Below are 15,434 nucleotides of genomic sequence, written 5' to 3' on the forward strand. Positions count from 1 at the left end.
ATAAAGAAACGCGAAAGGAGGACGCGACAAATTGCAGGACGAAGTAAACGAAAAGACCATAGCCCTTTACATCAAGACCGGGAAGCTGACCGCGCAGACGCTCCAAAAGGCAATGAAAGCCATACTGTCAAAGGGCAAAAAGCAGCTTGCAAAACCGCCACAGGGCAAGCAGAGCTTAAAGCAGCTTATGAAGCAGAACGCGGGCGTTTCCAACATTGAGATTACCGAGGGCAATATCAAAGCCTTTGAGAGTACGGCGAAAAAGTACGGTATCGACTTTGCGCTGAAAAAGGACGCGACGGAAAGCCCGCCCCGCTATCTGGTTTTCTTCAAGGGGCGGGACGCGGACGTACTGACCGCAGCCTTTAAGGAATTTTCCGCAAAAAAGCTGACACAGGAGAAAAAGCCCTCAATCCGAAAGCTGCTCTCTACCCTCAAAGAAGCTGCACAGGGCAGAAACGCGGAACGGGCAAAGGTCAAGAACAAGGACAGGGAGGTATCGCTATGAAGCCGGAAATCAAGAAGCTGCTTATCCTAAATCTCCCGTATCTGCTCTTTGTCTGGCTCTTTGATAAAGTGGGCGCGGCTGTCCGGCTCTCCCCCGGCGCGGACGCAAGCGCAAAGCTGCTACATCTTGGGGACGGTTTTACCGCCGCCTTTTCCAGTATCGCGCCGAGCTTCCACCCGGCAGACTTAGCTTTAGGCATTGCGGGGGCGGTCATTGTCCGGCTGATTATCTACACCAAAGGCAAGAACGCGAAGAAATACCGCCGCGGGACAGAATACGGTTCGGCGCGTTGGGGCGGGGCTGACGACATAAAGCCGTACACCGACCCGGTATTTGAGAACAATATCCCCTTAACGCAGACGGAACGGCTCACCATGAACAGCCGCCCGAAGCAGCCGAAATACGCAAGAAACAAAAATATCCTTGTAATCGGCGGTTCCGGCAGCGGCAAGACCCGGTTCTTTGTGAAACCGTCGCTCATGCAATGTACGTCAAAGGATTTTCCAACGTCGTATATCGTCACTGACCCGAAAGGAACACTGATTTTGGAAACCGGGAAAATGTTACAGCGGTACAAATACCGTATCAAAGTGCTAAATACGATTAACTTCAAAAAATCCATGAAATACAATCCCTTTGCCTATCTGCGGAGCGAAAAGGACATTTTGAAGTTAGTCAATACCATTATCGCCAACACCAAAGGCGACGGGGAAAAATCCGGCGAGGATTTCTGGGTGAAAGCGGAAAAGCTCTACTACACCGCGCTAATCGGCTACATCTGGTATGAAGCCCCGGAGGACGAGAAGAACTTCACGACGCTGCTTGAGATGATAAATGCGTCGGAAGCCCGCGAGGACGACGAGGATTTCCAGAACCCGGTTGACCTCATGTTTGAACGTCTGGAAGAAAAAGACCCGGAACATTTTGCAGTCAAGCAGTACAAAAAATACAAACTTGCGGCGGGCAAGACCGCAAAAAGCATACTTATCTCATGCGGCGCGAGGTTAGCCCCATTCGACATTAAGGAGCTGCGGGAGCTTATGGAAACCGACGAAATGGAGCTTGACACCATAGGCGACAGAAAGACCGCCCTTTTCGTCATCATCAGCGACACCGACGACACTTTTAACTTTGTCGTTTCAATCCTTTACACACAGCTATTCAACTTGCTTTGTGACAAGGCAGATGATGAATACGGCGGGCGGCTTCCCGTCCATGTTAGGTGCTTACTTGATGAATTTGCGAATATCGGGCAGATACCAAAGTTTGAAAAGCTCATTGCAACGATACGGAGCCGGGAAATATCCGCGTCAATCATCTTGCAGAGCCAGTCACAGCTAAAAGCCATTTACAAAGACAACGCCGATACCATAGTCGGCAACTGCGACACCACGCTTTTCTTGGGCGGCAAGGAGAAAACCACCCTTAAAGAAATATCGGAAATTTTAGGAAAAGAAACGATAGACAGCTTTAACACGTCCGAAACAAGGGGGCGGGAGCTTTCGCATGGGCTGAACTATCAGAAATTGGGAAAGCAGCTTATGACGGAAGATGAAATTGCAGTCATGGACGGAGGGAAATGTATCTTGCAGCTACGCGGGGTGCGCCCGTTCTTTTCGGACAAATTCGACATAACGAAGCACCCGAAATACAAGTACCTGTCCGACGCAGACCCGAAGAACGCCTTTGACATGGAAAAGCACCTTAAACGCCGCCCCGCCATTGTCAAGCCCGACGAGGTTTTTGACTATTACGAGCTTGACGCGGCAGACTTACAGGAGGACGCAGACCATGAGGAAACGTAGCGCAGAGGAAAAACAAAAGCAGCTTGAACGGTTTTTAATGAATGTTGCGGAAGCCGCCGACGCTGCATTATGGGAGTATTGGCGGGAAAAGGAAGCGGAACACCGCCGTTTTGCAACGGAGTATGTCACGCGCCGGGGGCTTATCCCGCAACAGTGACAGCATGGCAGACCGCCGGGGGACAGGGGAAGCTACACTTCCCCTACGCTGCCTTGCGGCAGCTACCCCTTTGTGAACTTGCGGGAAGCGAACACCTTGCTACGCAAGCTATTCACTTCCCGCAAGTCTGAAAAAAACGTCCGGCAGCACAGCGGAACACAGAAAGGAGCGATTGAAGCAATCACATCTATCCATACCGGCTACATGATACGCGCCCCCACTTTCCGGCGCAGTACACAGCGGCAGGAGCCGCACCCCTTACAACTGAATACCGCCGCGCCGCAGAACTTACGCAGCGCGGGGACAGCCGCCTTTACCAGAGGGCGGTTTTTTTGTGCGGCGGCGACCATACGCTGACCGCCTTTTGTCCGCTTGCCGGACAGCCGCAGACGCGGCAGAAAGGATATATTTATGGCATTTTTCAATAGCGCAGTAGACGTTTTGCAGACCCTTGTTGTAGCACTTGGAGCCGGGCTTGGTATCTGGGGCGTAATCAATCTGATGGAGGGCTACGGCAATGACAATCCGGGCGCAAAGAGCCAGGGCATGAAGCAGCTTATGGCGGGCGGCGGCGTTGCCCTTATCGGCATGACCCTTGTACCGCTGCTTTCCGGCTTGTTCGGTTAAGAAGCGCGGGTAAAGGCTTATGCAGAGCATACTTGACGCGATTAACGAATGGATAAAGGAAATCCTCATAGGAGCCATAAACGGTAATCTGTCAACTATGTTCGGGGACGTAAACGAAAAAGTCGGCACTATCGCCGCAGAGGTAGGGCAGACCCCGCAAGGGTGGAACGCAAATATATTCTCCATGATACAGACCCTTAGTGAAAATGTAATCGTACCCATTGCGGGGCTTGTCATTACCTACGTCCTATGCTATGAGCTTATCAGCATGGTAACGGAAAAGAACAATATGCACGACGTTGACACTTCCATGTTCTTCAAGTGGGTGTTCAAGGCGTTTGTGGCAGTCTACCTTGTGACGCACACCTTTGACATTACTATGGCGGTGTTCGATATGGCGCAGCACGTTGTTTCCGGCGCGGCGGGGGTAATCGGCGGCAGCACAGAGATTGATGTTGCCGCCGCCCTTGCTTCCATGCAGAGCGGGCTTGACGCTATGGAAATCCCCGAACTGCTCTTACTTGTCATGGAAACAAGCCTTGTGAGCTTGTGCATGAAAATCATGTCCGTACTGATAACCGTTATCCTCTACGGGCGCATGATAGAAATTTACCGCGCGTCCAGAAGTGCCGCTTTTCATCCAAAGGCGGTACGCGGGCATTCTGGGAATCCGGCTTTGGCAAGCCGGTAAAGAAAAGTATCAAAGATGTGAAAAACGTCACTTTAGCGTCATTCGGTTTACTCCGGAGGGAAACCATAAGGGGGACAATAGCGTACCGGAAAAATCGCAAGTTGGGGAAACCATCTACCCACGACTGAGCGGCAAGATGCAACATTGTGAATGAGGAACAAGGCTAAACTGCTTTAAGGGCAGTCCGAGGCGGGATACTCGACCCGGCGGCGCAGGATGGTTGTATTCGCCGTATGTCATAGCGGAATGTGACAGGTAAACACAGACCGCACGATACTTATGACAGCCAGCCGCAATAAGCGGAAAAGGACGAAAACCCATTACCGACATCACAATACGCTTTTCCCAAAGTGTCTAACTGGAGATTGCCTAAACCGGAACGCCGGGATTATCCGGCTATGCGTAATGCCGCAAGGCGATAAATTTCAAGGGGTAAAAACCCAAGAAAGATGACGCTGAATATCCGGCATGGCAACGGAGCCTCCGTAGTAGTCCGAGGGCGGGAAAGCCGTCTACATGGCGAAGGGAGGCAGGATGTCAACCAATTCATAAAAAGGAAAGGTGCGTGAGGCATTATGAGAAGTCCTGAAAATGTGTTGGAAAGCCTGAAATCCAAGGCGTGTAACAAGAGTTACAAGTATGGGCGGTTATACCGCAATCTGTACAATCCACAATTCTATCTGCTGACATACCAGCGGATACAGGCGAAACCAGGCAACATGACAGCCGGAACAGACGGCAAAACCATTGACGGTATGGGAATGGCAAGGATAAACGCCCTCATTGAAAAAATGCGTGATTTCAGCTACCAGCCCAACCCGGCGAGGAGAACGTATATCCCGAAATCCAATGGGAAAATGCGCCCTCTGGGAATACCGTCATTTGACGACAAACTGATACAGGAGGTGGTGCGGCTCATCTTAGAGAGCATCTATGAGCCAACTTTCAGCGACTACTCCCACGGTTTCCGCATAAACAAAAGCTGCCATACGGCACTCAAATATGTGCAGAAATATTTTACGGGAACAAAGTGGTTCGTTGAGGGGGATATAAAGGGCTGTTTTGACAATGTAGACCATCATGTGCTGATTGACATTCTGCGGAAGCGGATTGCAGACGAACATTTCATTGGTCTGCTATGGAAGTTTTTGAAAGCCGGATATATGGAGGACTGGAATTATCACAATACTTACTCCGGCACTCCCCAAGGCTCTATCATCAGTCCAATCCTTGCAAACATCTATATGAACGAACTGGACAGCTATATGGCAGAATACGCAGAGAAATTCAACTGCGGAAACCGCCGTAAAATCAATCCTGCGTTCAAGAAGAAGCTGGACGTTTGCCGGGGAAAAGAACAGCGGCTTAAAAGAAATCTTTCTAAAATGAGCGAGGAAGAAAAAGAGGACTTAATTGCGGAAATCCGGGAACTGCGGCGAAGTTTGAAATCCATGCCGTACAGTGACCAGATGGACGACAGCTATAAGAGGATTTGCTATGTCCGGTATGCGGATGATTTTCTGATAGGGGTTATCGGCAGTAAAGAGGACGCAGAACAGGTAAAACAAGAAGTGGGCTGTTTTATCCGGGAAAAACTTCATCTGGAAATGTCCGGGGAAAAGACACTGATTACCCACGGACATGACTTTGCAAAGTTTCTGGGGTACGAGGTCACAATCACCAAAGGCGAGTACAGCAAAAAGACCAAAACCGGGGCTACCAGACGAGTGAACAACGGAAAAGTCCTGCTCTATGTTCCCCATGATAAATGGTTAAAACGCCTGCTCTCCTACAATGCCCTCAAGATTAAATACGACAAACAGAATGGAAACAAAGAGGTCTGGGAACCAGTCCGGCGCATCCGCCTGTTGCACCTGGACGACTTGGAAATCCTAAACCAGTACAATGCAGAAATCCGTGGATTGTATAACTACTACCGGCTCGCAAACAACGTGTCCGTACTCAATAACTTCTACTATGTAATGAGATACAGTATGCTCAAAACTTTTGCTGGAAAATACCGAACAAGAATCAGCAGAATTATACGCAAGTACCGCCAAGGGAAAGATTTTGCAGTGGAATATCCGAAGAAAAACGGCAAAGTGGGTAAAGTGCTGTTCTACAACAATGGGTTCCGCCGGAATACCAAAGTCGAAAGCGGCAACCCCGACATAGTGGCAAGAGTGGTTGAGAACTACGGGCGCAACAGCTTGATAAAAAGACTTCAAGCGAATAAATGCGAGTGGTGCGGCGCAGAGAATGTGCCGCTTGAAGTACACCATGTACGAAAACTCAAAGATTTAAGTGGCAGGAAACAATGGGAAATCGCCATGATTGGGCGCAGGCGCAAGACAATGGCACTCTGTATTGACTGTCACGATAAGTTACACGCAGGGAAATTAGACTGACATCTGGAGAGCCGGATACATTGAGAGGTGTAAGTCCGGTTCGGAGGGGAGTTTTCGGAAACCTGCCATAGTGATATGGCAAGGCGCCGGGTTCTTACCTTACTTTACTGTTCGGTATCGCCTATCCCGTTTGCAACTATGACGAACCGGGAATGGGGGCAGATAGGAAACAACTACCTAAAATCCCTGTTCGCTATCGGTTTTCAAGGCTTCCTCATTATGATATGCGTCGGCATTTACGCGGTTCTGGTAAACAACATGATAATAGCGGACAATCTGCACAGCGCGATATTCTCCCTTGCAGCCTATACCGTTATCCTCTGTTTCTCCCTGTTCAAATCCGGCGCACTGGCGAAGTCGATATTCTCCGCGCATTAGCGGCGTGTCAAGGGCAGGGTGGAGATTTTCAGAGCGAAGCGGCGAAAATACGACCCGACCTTGACGCGGATAACCCCCATATAATACGGGCGGGCAAAGGGCATAGATTGACCTTTGCCTTGATTACCCTTATGGAAAATTACAGCAACACCAAACCCAGAGAAAGGAGGTTTTCACTTGGCGTATGTACCCGTACCCAAAGACTTATCCAAAGTCAAGACAAAAGTAGCTTTCAACCTTACCAAACGGCAGATTGTATGTTTTGCGGCGGCTCTCCTGTTCGGCTTGCCGCTTTTCTTTCTGCTCAAAGACAGCACAGGCACAAGCCTTGCGTCTATGGCTATGATTGCCGTCATGCTGCCCTGTTTCCTCTTTGCCATGTATGAGAAGCATGGACAGCCCCTTGAAGTGGTGGTGAAGAACATCATACGGACAAAATTCATAGCCCCCAAAGAACGACCATACAGGACAGACAACTTTTATTCCGTCTTAGAACGGCAGAGAAAACTTGAAAAGGAGGTATCAGCGATTGCAAAAGGAAACACGAAGAAACAGCGCGGCGGGAAGCACAAAGCCTAACCCGCCCCGCAAGCTCACCCGCGCCGAGAAAAAGCAGATTGCGGAAATCATCAGACAGGCAAAGGGCGACGGGAAAGCCCACACCGCGCAGCAGACAATCCCCTATATCCAGATGTACCCGGACGGTATCTGCAAGGTTACGGGACGGAAATACTCAAAGACCGTCGCCTTTGAAGATATTAACTATCAGCTTGCACAGGCAGACGACAAGACCGCCATTTTTGAGAACTGGTGCGACTTCCTCAACTACTTTGACGCTTCCGTTTCGGTGCAGCTTTCTTTCATCAATCAAGGGACGCAGCGCGGCGAAGCGGAAAAGGCGGTCAATATCCCGGCACAGGAGGACGCTTTCAATTCTATCCGCACAGAATACCGGGATATGCTGAAAAACCAGCTTGCAAAGGGCAACAACGGGCTTGTCAAAGCAAAATATATCACCTTTGCCATTGAAGCCGACAGTCTGGGCGCGGCGAAATCCCGCCTTGCCCGTATCGAAACGGACGTACTCAACAACTTTAAGCTCTTGGGCGTGTCTGCCCGCCCCATGACAGGCTATGAACGCCTTAAAATGCTGCATGGCATTTTCCACCCGGAGGGCGGGCAGTTTGCCTTTGATTTTTCATGGCTTGCCCCGTCCGGGCTTTCCACAAAGGACTTTATCGCCCCGTCCTCTTTCCGTTTTGGCGAGGGGCGTTATTTCCGCATGGGGCGCAAAATCGGCGCGGTTTCATTCCTTGAAATCCTTGCGCCGGAATTAAACGACCGTATCTTATCTGACATTCTGGACTTGGAAACGGGCGTTATCGTCAATCTGCATATCCACAGTATCGACCAGACCGAAGCCATAAAGACAATCAAGCGCAAGATTACCGACCTTGACAAAATGAAAATCGAGGAACAGAAGAAAGCGGTACGCAGCGGCTATGACATGGATATTAGTGCGACTCGTTCCTGAACAAAGCCTTCGTGGTTGAAGGACAAAATCAGGCATTAACAAAAGAACGAAAATTTCAAATGTTAGGAGAACTAACAATCCGAGAGGTGGAATGATGGGGTAACGCCCTGAAACGCCCCCTTAATACTCCGACTGGCATTTCAACAGAAATGTGACTTGTCAGAAGCTCGGTGAAGTCGGCTGAGAGTAGCCGTATGGATTGCTGGATAAATACCAGCCTCACGAAAGCTGTCCAGAGGTGGACGGTGCTACCTATAGGCCGGAGGTCTACAAAATACCCAAGGTCAGAATGTTTGAAATATGACTGACGAAAACCGCGAATGTAAGGGTCTATACCATGACGGCATAGAAATGTGCCGGTAGCGTTAATCGCTAATCAGTGTGGTGGAGTAAAAATTGATGTTATGAAACACCATAGCACGTTACAGGCGTGTTCAAGCTGACAGGCTTAAAGCGGAGACCTAAAGGTATATGTAAAGATAGGATTGTTGGAACGAGGAAAGGCAGTAGGCTTCCACCATTAGGAAGTAAGCAGACGAATCATATAAGCTGCTGTACTACTGCTGAAAAGCAGAGGTCGAACCGATGATGTTTTCTGCGAAAAAGAGGAAAACGGAGGAATGGCCTCAAGTCAGTCAAACAGACAACTTAGCACTTAGTCGCAATTAGGATTGCGAGTATGACAAAAAGAAGTCACTCGCCGTAAAGGAGAGTGATGCCTGATGCCAAATGAGAAGAAACCAAAAACAAAATACGTGGAGTATCTCCGCCATGCTGAATACTACGATATGCAGAGTACCTTTGATGAGCTGTATGCCAGAAGTCAAGCCGGAGAAATCTTTGACGGCCTGATGGATGTGATACTTTCGAGAGAAAATATCCTATTGGCCTATCGGAACATCAAATCCAATACCGGGAGTTTTACACCGGGGACGGATAAGCTGAAAATTTCTGATATTGGTAAACTTACCGCTGACGAAGTAACAGCGAGGGTACGTAGAATCGTAAAGGGAGGTAAAAACGGCTACACCCCAAGAAGCGTGAGACGCAAAGAAATCCCTAAGCCAAACGGGAGTACCAGACCTCTGGGAATCCCTTGTATATGGGATAGATTGGTACAGCAATGTATCAAGCAAGTCATGGAGCCTATCTGCGAAGCCAGATTTAGCAATAACAGCTATGGATTCCGTCCGAATCGGTCGGTTGAAAATGCGATAGCGGCAATCTACAGGCTTATGCAGAGGTCAGGACTTTACTATGTTGTGGAGTTTGATATTAAGGGCTTCTTTGACAATGTAGACCATTCAAAGCTGATAAAACAGTTATGGTCACTTAATATTCGGGATAAAGAATTGCTCTATGTAATCCGCAGGATTCTCAAAGCACCAATCCTCATGCCGGATGGCCATATAGAACACCCAGCAAAGGGAACGCCGCAGGGCGGCATTATTTCACCACTGCTGGCAAATGTGGTTCTGAATGAACTTGACCATTGGATAGAAAGCCAGTGGCAGTGCAACCCGGTAACGGAAAACTACTCCTACAGGGAAAATGCGACGGGCTGTCCGATACAAAGCCATGCGTATCGGGCAATGCGGAATACAAGGTTGAAAGAAATGTATATCGTCAGATATGCGGATGATTTTCGGATTCTTTGCAGGACGAAAGAACAGGCAGACCGGACGCTGATTGCGGTAACGCATTGGCTGAAAGAACGCTTACGTCTTGATGTTTCGCCAGAGAAAACGAGAGTTGTTGACACCAGACGGAGCTATTCTGAATTTCTCGGATTCAAAATCAGACTGCACAAAAAGGGGAAAAAGTATGTCGTTCAATCGCACATGTGCGATAAAGCCTATAGAAAGGTCAAGGCCAACCTGACAAAGCAGGTCGGGAACATCAAATTTCCAAGAAAAGACCGTGGAGAGGCCGGAGAAGTACGGCTGTTTAACTCAATGGTTATGGGAATCCAGAATTATTATCAGTTAGCCACAGACATCAGCATTGATTGCGGTGATATTGGCAGAACTGTTAATATAGTCCTTAAAAACAGGCTGAAATCAGGAAAAACGCACCGACTAAAAGAAGAAGGTCGAGACCTTACAAAAATGGAGCTCCAAAGATATGGGAAATCGGAACAGCTAAGATATATAGCACAATCCAAAGAACCGATTTATCCGATAAGCTATGTTCAATGCACAAATCCAATGAATTTGCGGCGAAAAGTATGCGCCTACACAGCGACAGGCAGAAGTGCAATCCATGACGATTTACGGATAAACACTTCCTTACTGTTACAGCTTATGAGAGCGCCTACATACCGCCGTAGTGCAGAATATGCGGACAACCGTATTTCACTATTCTCCGCTCAATGGGGGAAATGTGCAATAACGGGAAAGGAATTTCAGTGTGTTTCAGAAATCCACTGTCACCATAAAACACCAAAGGGTAATGGTGGCAGTGACAAGTATGAAAATCTGGTATTGGTGCTTGCACCAGTACACGAACTGATACACGCAGTCAATGAGGATACTATTTGTTCTTATCTCTCCGCTCTTAAATTGGACGCTTCACAACTTATGAAGCTAAACAGACTGCGAATTCTGGCAAATCGGAAACCTATTGATTTGGAGAACCTAAATCTTACGAATAATTCTCATAATGGTATGACTAAGGAGACTAAGAAAACTGTTTGATTGATGGAACGCCGGATGCGGTGAAAGTCGCATGTCCGGTGTGAAGCGGGGGAAAAGCTGGAGATAACTTCAAAGGCTTACCTATCGCTATTACCGTCCGACCTTGCCACTTTCGGCAGCGAAGCGAAGAATCTCTTACAGGACTTGCAGAGCCGGAATGAAAGAATGTTCCTCTTGACGTTCCTTGTGGTGAACATGGCGGACACGAAGCGGAAACTGGAAAATGACGTATTCGCGGCGGCGGGCATTGCACAGAAGAACAACTGCGCCTTAACCCGCCTTGACTACCAACAGGAAGCGGGGCTTATGTCCTCTGTACCGCTTGGGGAGAACCTTATCCCCATTCAAAGAGGGCTTACCACGTCAAGCACCGCTATCTTTATCCCCTTTATCACACAGGAGCTTTTCCAGACGGGCGCGGCTTTGTACTACGGCTTAAACGCCCTTAGTAACAACATGATACTCTGCGACCGCAAGCAGCTAAAGAACCCCAACGGCTTAATCTTGGGTACGCCGGGAAGCGGGAAATCCTTTGCCGCCAAACGGGAAATGACAAACGCTTTCCTCATTACCGACGACGACATAATTATCTGCGACCCGGAAGCAGAGTATTTTTCCCTTGTGCAGCGGCTTGACGGGCAAGTGATACGCTTATCCCCTACGGGCAAGGGCATTGACGGGAAGCCCCAGTATGTGAACCCTATGGATATTAACCTCAATTACAGCGAGGACGACAGCCCCCTTGCGCTGAAATCCGACTTTATCCTCTCCCTCTGCGAGCTTGTCATAGGCGGCAAGGAGGGCTTGCAGCCCGTCGATAAGACCGTCATTGACCGCGCCGTTAGGAACGTGTACCGCCCTTTCCTTGCAGACCCCGACCCGGAGAAAATGCCTATCTTGGGCGACCTCTACAACGAGCTTTTGAAGCAGCCGGAGCCGGAAGCGGCGCGTATTGCGGCGGCGTTGGAGCTGTATGTTTCCGGGAGCCTTAACGTATTCAACCACCGTACCAACGTGGAGCTGAACAACCGCCTTGTCTGCTTTGACATCAAGCAGCTTGGGAAGCAGCTCAAAAAGTTAGGTATGCTCATTGTGCAGGACCAGGTATGGAACCGCGTCACCGTCAACCGGGCAGAAAGGAAATCCACCCGGTATTTTATGGACGAATTTCATCTTCTCTTGAAAGAGGAACAGACCGCCGCCTATTCCGTTGAAATCTGGAAGCGTTTCAGAAAATGGGGCGGCATACCCACAGCCATTACGCAGAATGTCAAGGATTTGCTTGCTTCCCGCGAAGTGGAGAATATCTTTGAAAACTCTGATTTTGTCCTCATGCTCAATCAGGCGGCGGGCGACCGGGCTATCCTTGCGAAGCAGCTCAACATCTCCCCGCAGCAGATGAAATATGTCACCCACACCGAAGCGGGCGAGGGGCTTATCTTCTACGGGAACGTGGTGCTGCCCTTTGTAGACCGCTTCCCGAAAGACACCGAGCTTTACCGGGTAATGACGACGAAGCCGGAGGAAGTGGGCGAAGCATGAACGGGCTGAAAACTGACACCATCATCAACCGGGACGCGCTCTATGCCTTGCGGGAGCTTCCAGAGGAAAGCGTACACTGTTGCGTCACAAGCCCGCCCTACTATGCGCTTAGGGATTATGGGCTTGATATGCAGATTGGGCGGGAGGACACGCCGGAGCAGTACATTGACAGGCTGACCGAGGTTTTCCGCGAGCTGCGCCGGGTACTGCGTTCTGACGGTACGCTCTGGCTGAATATCGCGGACACCTACTGCGGCACAGGGAACAAGGGCTACCATGCAGACCCGAAGAACCCGAAAGGCAGAAACGGACAGCAGATTGCAAAAAACAACCGCGTTTCCGGCTGCAAACAAAAGGACTTAATCGGTATCCCTTGGCTTTTAGCTTTTGCCCTACGCGCTGACGGGTGGTATTTACGGAGCGACATTATCTGGCAGAAAGAAAACCCCATGCCGGAGAGCGTGAAAGACCGCCCTACCCGCTGCTATGAACATATCTTTCTGCTTACGAAGTCAAAGAAATATTTCTATGACGCAGCCGCCATAGCCGAGCCGTTAGCCCCCACAACGGCGGCGCGGTACCGCACCGGGCGCAGCGCGGGACAGAAATATGCGGACGAAGTACCCGGACAGGGGAAAGTACAGGGGCTTAACCGGGCGAGAAGCGGCAGCTACTACGACGAAGCCCTCATGCCGACCATGCGGAACAGGCGGGACGTGTGGCTTATCAATACCGTACCCTACAAGGGCGGGCATTTCGCCGCGTTCCCGCCAAAACTTGCCGAAACCTGTATCAAGGCGGGCTGTCCGAAAGGCGGCGTTGTGCTTGACCCCTTTTTCGGCAGCGGCACGACGGGAGCAGCCGCAAGGCAGCTTGACAGGCATTATATAGGCATTGAGATAAACGCCGAGTATTGCGCCCTTGCAAGGGCGCGGATTGGAGGGACAGAAAAATAAAACAGTATCGAGCGCGTGAGAAAGTCACGCAGAAAATGACCCGCGAGGGGGCTGTCGAGGTAAACGCCGCCACCGGGAAAAAGAAACGTATCAGCAAGCGGATAAGGGACGCGGACTTTGCAAAGACCGAAGCACCGCAGCCGCCGGAACAGGCAGCGCAGACCATACCGGGCGGCGCAGCTCCCGCGCCCACAGCCGCCGCGCCGCCGCTTCCCCATGCGCCGGGGGCAGAACGGGAACAGGACACCGCCGCAGCCGAGCGCGTCTTGGAGCGTATCGACGGGGCGCGTACCAGAAAGGCGAGCAAAAAGGCGGCGAGGAAAGCACAGGCAGAAGCCACAGCAAAAGAAAAATCTTCCCGCTTGCAGTTTACCGACGAGGAACGGGCAACGCCGGAGCTTGAAAGGTATATCCGAAAATCGGACAAAGCAGCCGACCGTCTGGACGCGGCAAAGGCGGCTATCCCCAAAGAAAAGAAACTTGTACGGGAGCGCACCTTTGATGAAGCCACCGGGAAAGGCAAGACCCGCCTACATTTTGAGGAACAGGAAAAGCCCATAGGAAGGAATAAGCCCCACAATAACCCGCTATCCCGCCCCGCACAGGAAGCGGGTATTTTCGTCCACAACAAGATACATTCCGTTGAAAAGGACAATTCCGGCGTTGAGGGGGCGCACAAATCCGAAGAACTGGCAGAGCGCGGCGCAAAGTACGGGACGCGGAAAGTCAAGGAGGGCTACCGCAGCCACAAGCTCAAACCCTACCGGGCGGCGGCAAAGGCAGAGAAAGCGGCGTTCAAGGCGAATGTGGATTTCCAGTACCATAAATCCCTACATGACAATCCGCAGATTGCGGGCAATCCCCTTTCCCGCTTCATGCAGAAGCAGCAAATCAAGCGGCAGTATGCAAAGTCGGCAAGGAAAGGCGGCGCAAAAACGGCGCAGAAAGCCGCAGAGAACACCCGCAAGGCGGCAAAAAAGACCGCCGAGGAAACAAAAAAGGCAATCGCTTTTGTAGGGCGGCACCCGGCGGGCGTATGTATCGCCGTTGCCGCGCTGCTCTTATTCATCATGGTATCGGCGGGGCTTTCCTCTTGCGGCTCCATGTTCTCCGGCTTGATGAACGGCATACTTGGGACTTCCTACACGTCGGAGGACAGCGACCTTGTGGCGACGGAAAATAATTACGCCGCAAAGGAAAACGAGCTTCAGCAGCAGATTGACAATATCGAAAGCACCCACCCCGGCTATGACGAATACCGCTATGACCTTGACAGTATCGGGCATAACCCCCATGAGTTAGCGTCCTACCTCACCGCCCTTTTACAGACCTACACCCCGCAGAGCGCACAGGCAGAACTAAACCGCGTCTTTGCCATGCAGTACACTTTGACGCTGACGGAAGAAACGGAAATCCGCTACCGCACAGAAACAAGCACAGACCCGGAAACAGGGGAAACGACCAGCGAGGAAGTACCCTACGAGTACCATATCCTCAACGTGAAGCTGACGAACAAGCCCATTTCCGAGATTGCGGAGGAACTTCTAACGCCACAGCAGCTTGAAATGTACCGCGTCTATCTGGAAACAAGCGGAAACAAGCCGCTGATTTTCGGCGGCGGCTCCCCCGATATGGGCGCGTCCGAGGATTTAAGCGGCGTACAGCTTGTAAACGGCACACGCCCCGGCAACACCGCCGTTGTAGACCTTGCGAAGCGGCAAGTCGGCAACGTAGGCGGGCGACCCTTTTGGAGCTGGTACGGATTTAACAGCCGCGTGGAATGGTGCGCCTGTTTTGTTTCATGGTGCTACAATCAAGCCGGGAAAAGCGAGCCGCGCTTTGCCGGGTGCCAGTCACAGGGCGTACCCTGGTTCCAGTCACGCGGGCAATGGGGCGCGAGGGGCTATGAGAATATCGCCCCCGGCGACGCTATCTTTTTCGACTGGGACGGGGACGGGAGCGCAGACCATGTAGGGCTTGTTATCGGGACGGACGGGGAGCGCGTCTATACCGTCGAGGGCAATTCCGGCGACGCCTGCAAGATAAAGAGCTACCCCGTCAATTACTCCTGTATCAAGGGCTACGGCTTAATGAATTGGAACTGACAACAAAAAAATGAAAATCTGAAAGGA

General features: G+C 50.7%; 11 protein-coding genes and 2 pseudogenes. All 13 read left to right on the plus strand.

Annotated elements, in window-relative coordinates:
• Positions 1-31: 31 nt before the first annotated feature.
• Positions 32-508: a PcfB family protein gene (locus CGC65_RS21725; protein ID WP_007037035.1), complete on the plus strand. Its 477-nt coding sequence runs from the start codon at positions 32-34 to the stop codon at positions 506-508.
• Positions 505-2,313 (plus strand): VirD4-like conjugal transfer protein, CD1115 family, encoded by a 1,809-nt coding sequence (locus CGC65_RS21730; RefSeq protein ID WP_007037036.1) that lies wholly within the window; start codon positions 505-507, stop codon positions 2,311-2,313. Before CGC65_RS21725 ends, CGC65_RS21730 begins: the two co-directional genes overlap by 4 nt.
• A complete protein-coding gene (locus CGC65_RS31395) occupies positions 2,300-2,470 on the plus strand; it encodes a hypothetical protein (protein ID WP_002569167.1) in 171 nt (56 codons plus the stop codon). The genes CGC65_RS21730 and CGC65_RS31395 overlap by 14 nt, the downstream gene beginning before the upstream one ends.
• 411 nt (positions 2,471-2,881) lie before the next feature.
• Positions 2,882-3,097 (plus strand): Maff2 family mobile element protein, encoded by a 216-nt coding sequence (locus CGC65_RS21735; protein WP_002569168.1) that lies wholly within the window; start codon positions 2,882-2,884, stop codon positions 3,095-3,097.
• A gap of 19 nt (positions 3,098-3,116) precedes the next feature.
• Complete coding sequence (locus tag CGC65_RS21740) at positions 3,117-3,788, plus strand: VirB6/TrbL-like conjugal transfer protein, CD1112 family (RefSeq protein ID WP_007037038.1); 672 nt, start codon at positions 3,117-3,119, stop codon at positions 3,786-3,788.
• 575 nt (positions 3,789-4,363) lie between these two features.
• Entirely contained in the window at positions 4,364-6,196 is a 1,833-nt protein-coding gene (locus CGC65_RS21745) for a reverse transcriptase/maturase family protein (RefSeq protein WP_002569170.1), read from the plus strand.
• 99 nt (positions 6,197-6,295) lie between these two features.
• Positions 6,296-6,574, plus strand: a pseudogene (locus CGC65_RS21750) (hypothetical protein); the annotation flags it as partial.
• A gap of 177 nt (positions 6,575-6,751) precedes the next feature.
• Complete coding sequence (locus tag CGC65_RS21755; RefSeq protein WP_007037042.1) at positions 6,752-7,153, plus strand: PrgI family protein; 402 nt, start codon at positions 6,752-6,754, stop codon at positions 7,151-7,153.
• A pseudogene (locus CGC65_RS21760) lies at positions 7,104-8,090 on the plus strand (VirB4-like conjugal transfer ATPase, CD1110 family); the annotation flags it as partial. The gene CGC65_RS21755 and the pseudogene CGC65_RS21760, both read left to right, overlap by 50 nt.
• Before the next feature lie 740 nt (positions 8,091-8,830).
• Positions 8,831-10,804, plus strand: a complete 1,974-nt coding sequence (gene ltrA / locus CGC65_RS21765) for a group II intron reverse transcriptase/maturase (protein ID WP_002569213.1) — start codon at positions 8,831-8,833, stop codon at positions 10,802-10,804.
• A 57-nt stretch (positions 10,805-10,861) separates the two neighbouring features.
• Positions 10,862-12,346 (plus strand): VirB4-like conjugal transfer ATPase, CD1110 family, encoded by a 1,485-nt coding sequence (locus tag CGC65_RS21770; RefSeq protein WP_463674839.1) that lies wholly within the window; start codon positions 10,862-10,864, stop codon positions 12,344-12,346.
• Positions 12,343-13,302, plus strand: coding sequence for a DNA-methyltransferase (locus tag CGC65_RS21775; protein ID WP_006876012.1), 960 nt, complete (start codon positions 12,343-12,345; stop codon positions 13,300-13,302). The genes CGC65_RS21770 and CGC65_RS21775 overlap by 4 nt, the downstream gene beginning before the upstream one ends.
• A 35-nt stretch (positions 13,303-13,337) precedes the next feature.
• Entirely contained in the window at positions 13,338-15,407 is a 2,070-nt protein-coding gene (locus CGC65_RS21780) for a C40 family peptidase (RefSeq protein ID WP_007037045.1), read from the plus strand.
• Positions 15,408-15,434: the final 27 nt, after the last annotated feature.

It is taken from the genome of Enterocloster bolteae (genome assembly GCF_002234575.2).
Classification (GTDB): Bacteria; Bacillota; Clostridia; order Lachnospirales; family Lachnospiraceae; genus Enterocloster; species Enterocloster bolteae.

Coding starts and splice junctions, on each gene's coding strand:
- CGC65_RS31395 (WP_002569167.1), top strand. CDS start 2,300: ATGAGGAAACGTAGCGCAGAGGAAAAACAAAAGCAGCTTGAACGGTTT.
- CGC65_RS21745 (WP_002569170.1), top strand. CDS start 4,364: ATGAGAAGTCCTGAAAATGTGTTGGAAAGCCTGAAATCCAAGGCGTGT.
- CGC65_RS21740 (WP_007037038.1), top strand. CDS start 3,117: ATGCAGAGCATACTTGACGCGATTAACGAATGGATAAAGGAAATCCTC.
- CGC65_RS21730 (WP_007037036.1), top strand. CDS start 505: ATGAAGCCGGAAATCAAGAAGCTGCTTATCCTAAATCTCCCGTATCTG.
- CGC65_RS21775 (WP_006876012.1), top strand. CDS start 12,343: ATGAACGGGCTGAAAACTGACACCATCATCAACCGGGACGCGCTCTAT.
- CGC65_RS21735 (WP_002569168.1), top strand. CDS start 2,882: ATGGCATTTTTCAATAGCGCAGTAGACGTTTTGCAGACCCTTGTTGTA.
- ltrA (WP_002569213.1), top strand. CDS start 8,831: ATGCCAAATGAGAAGAAACCAAAAACAAAATACGTGGAGTATCTCCGC.
- CGC65_RS21780 (WP_007037045.1), top strand. CDS start 13,338: ATGACCCGCGAGGGGGCTGTCGAGGTAAACGCCGCCACCGGGAAAAAG.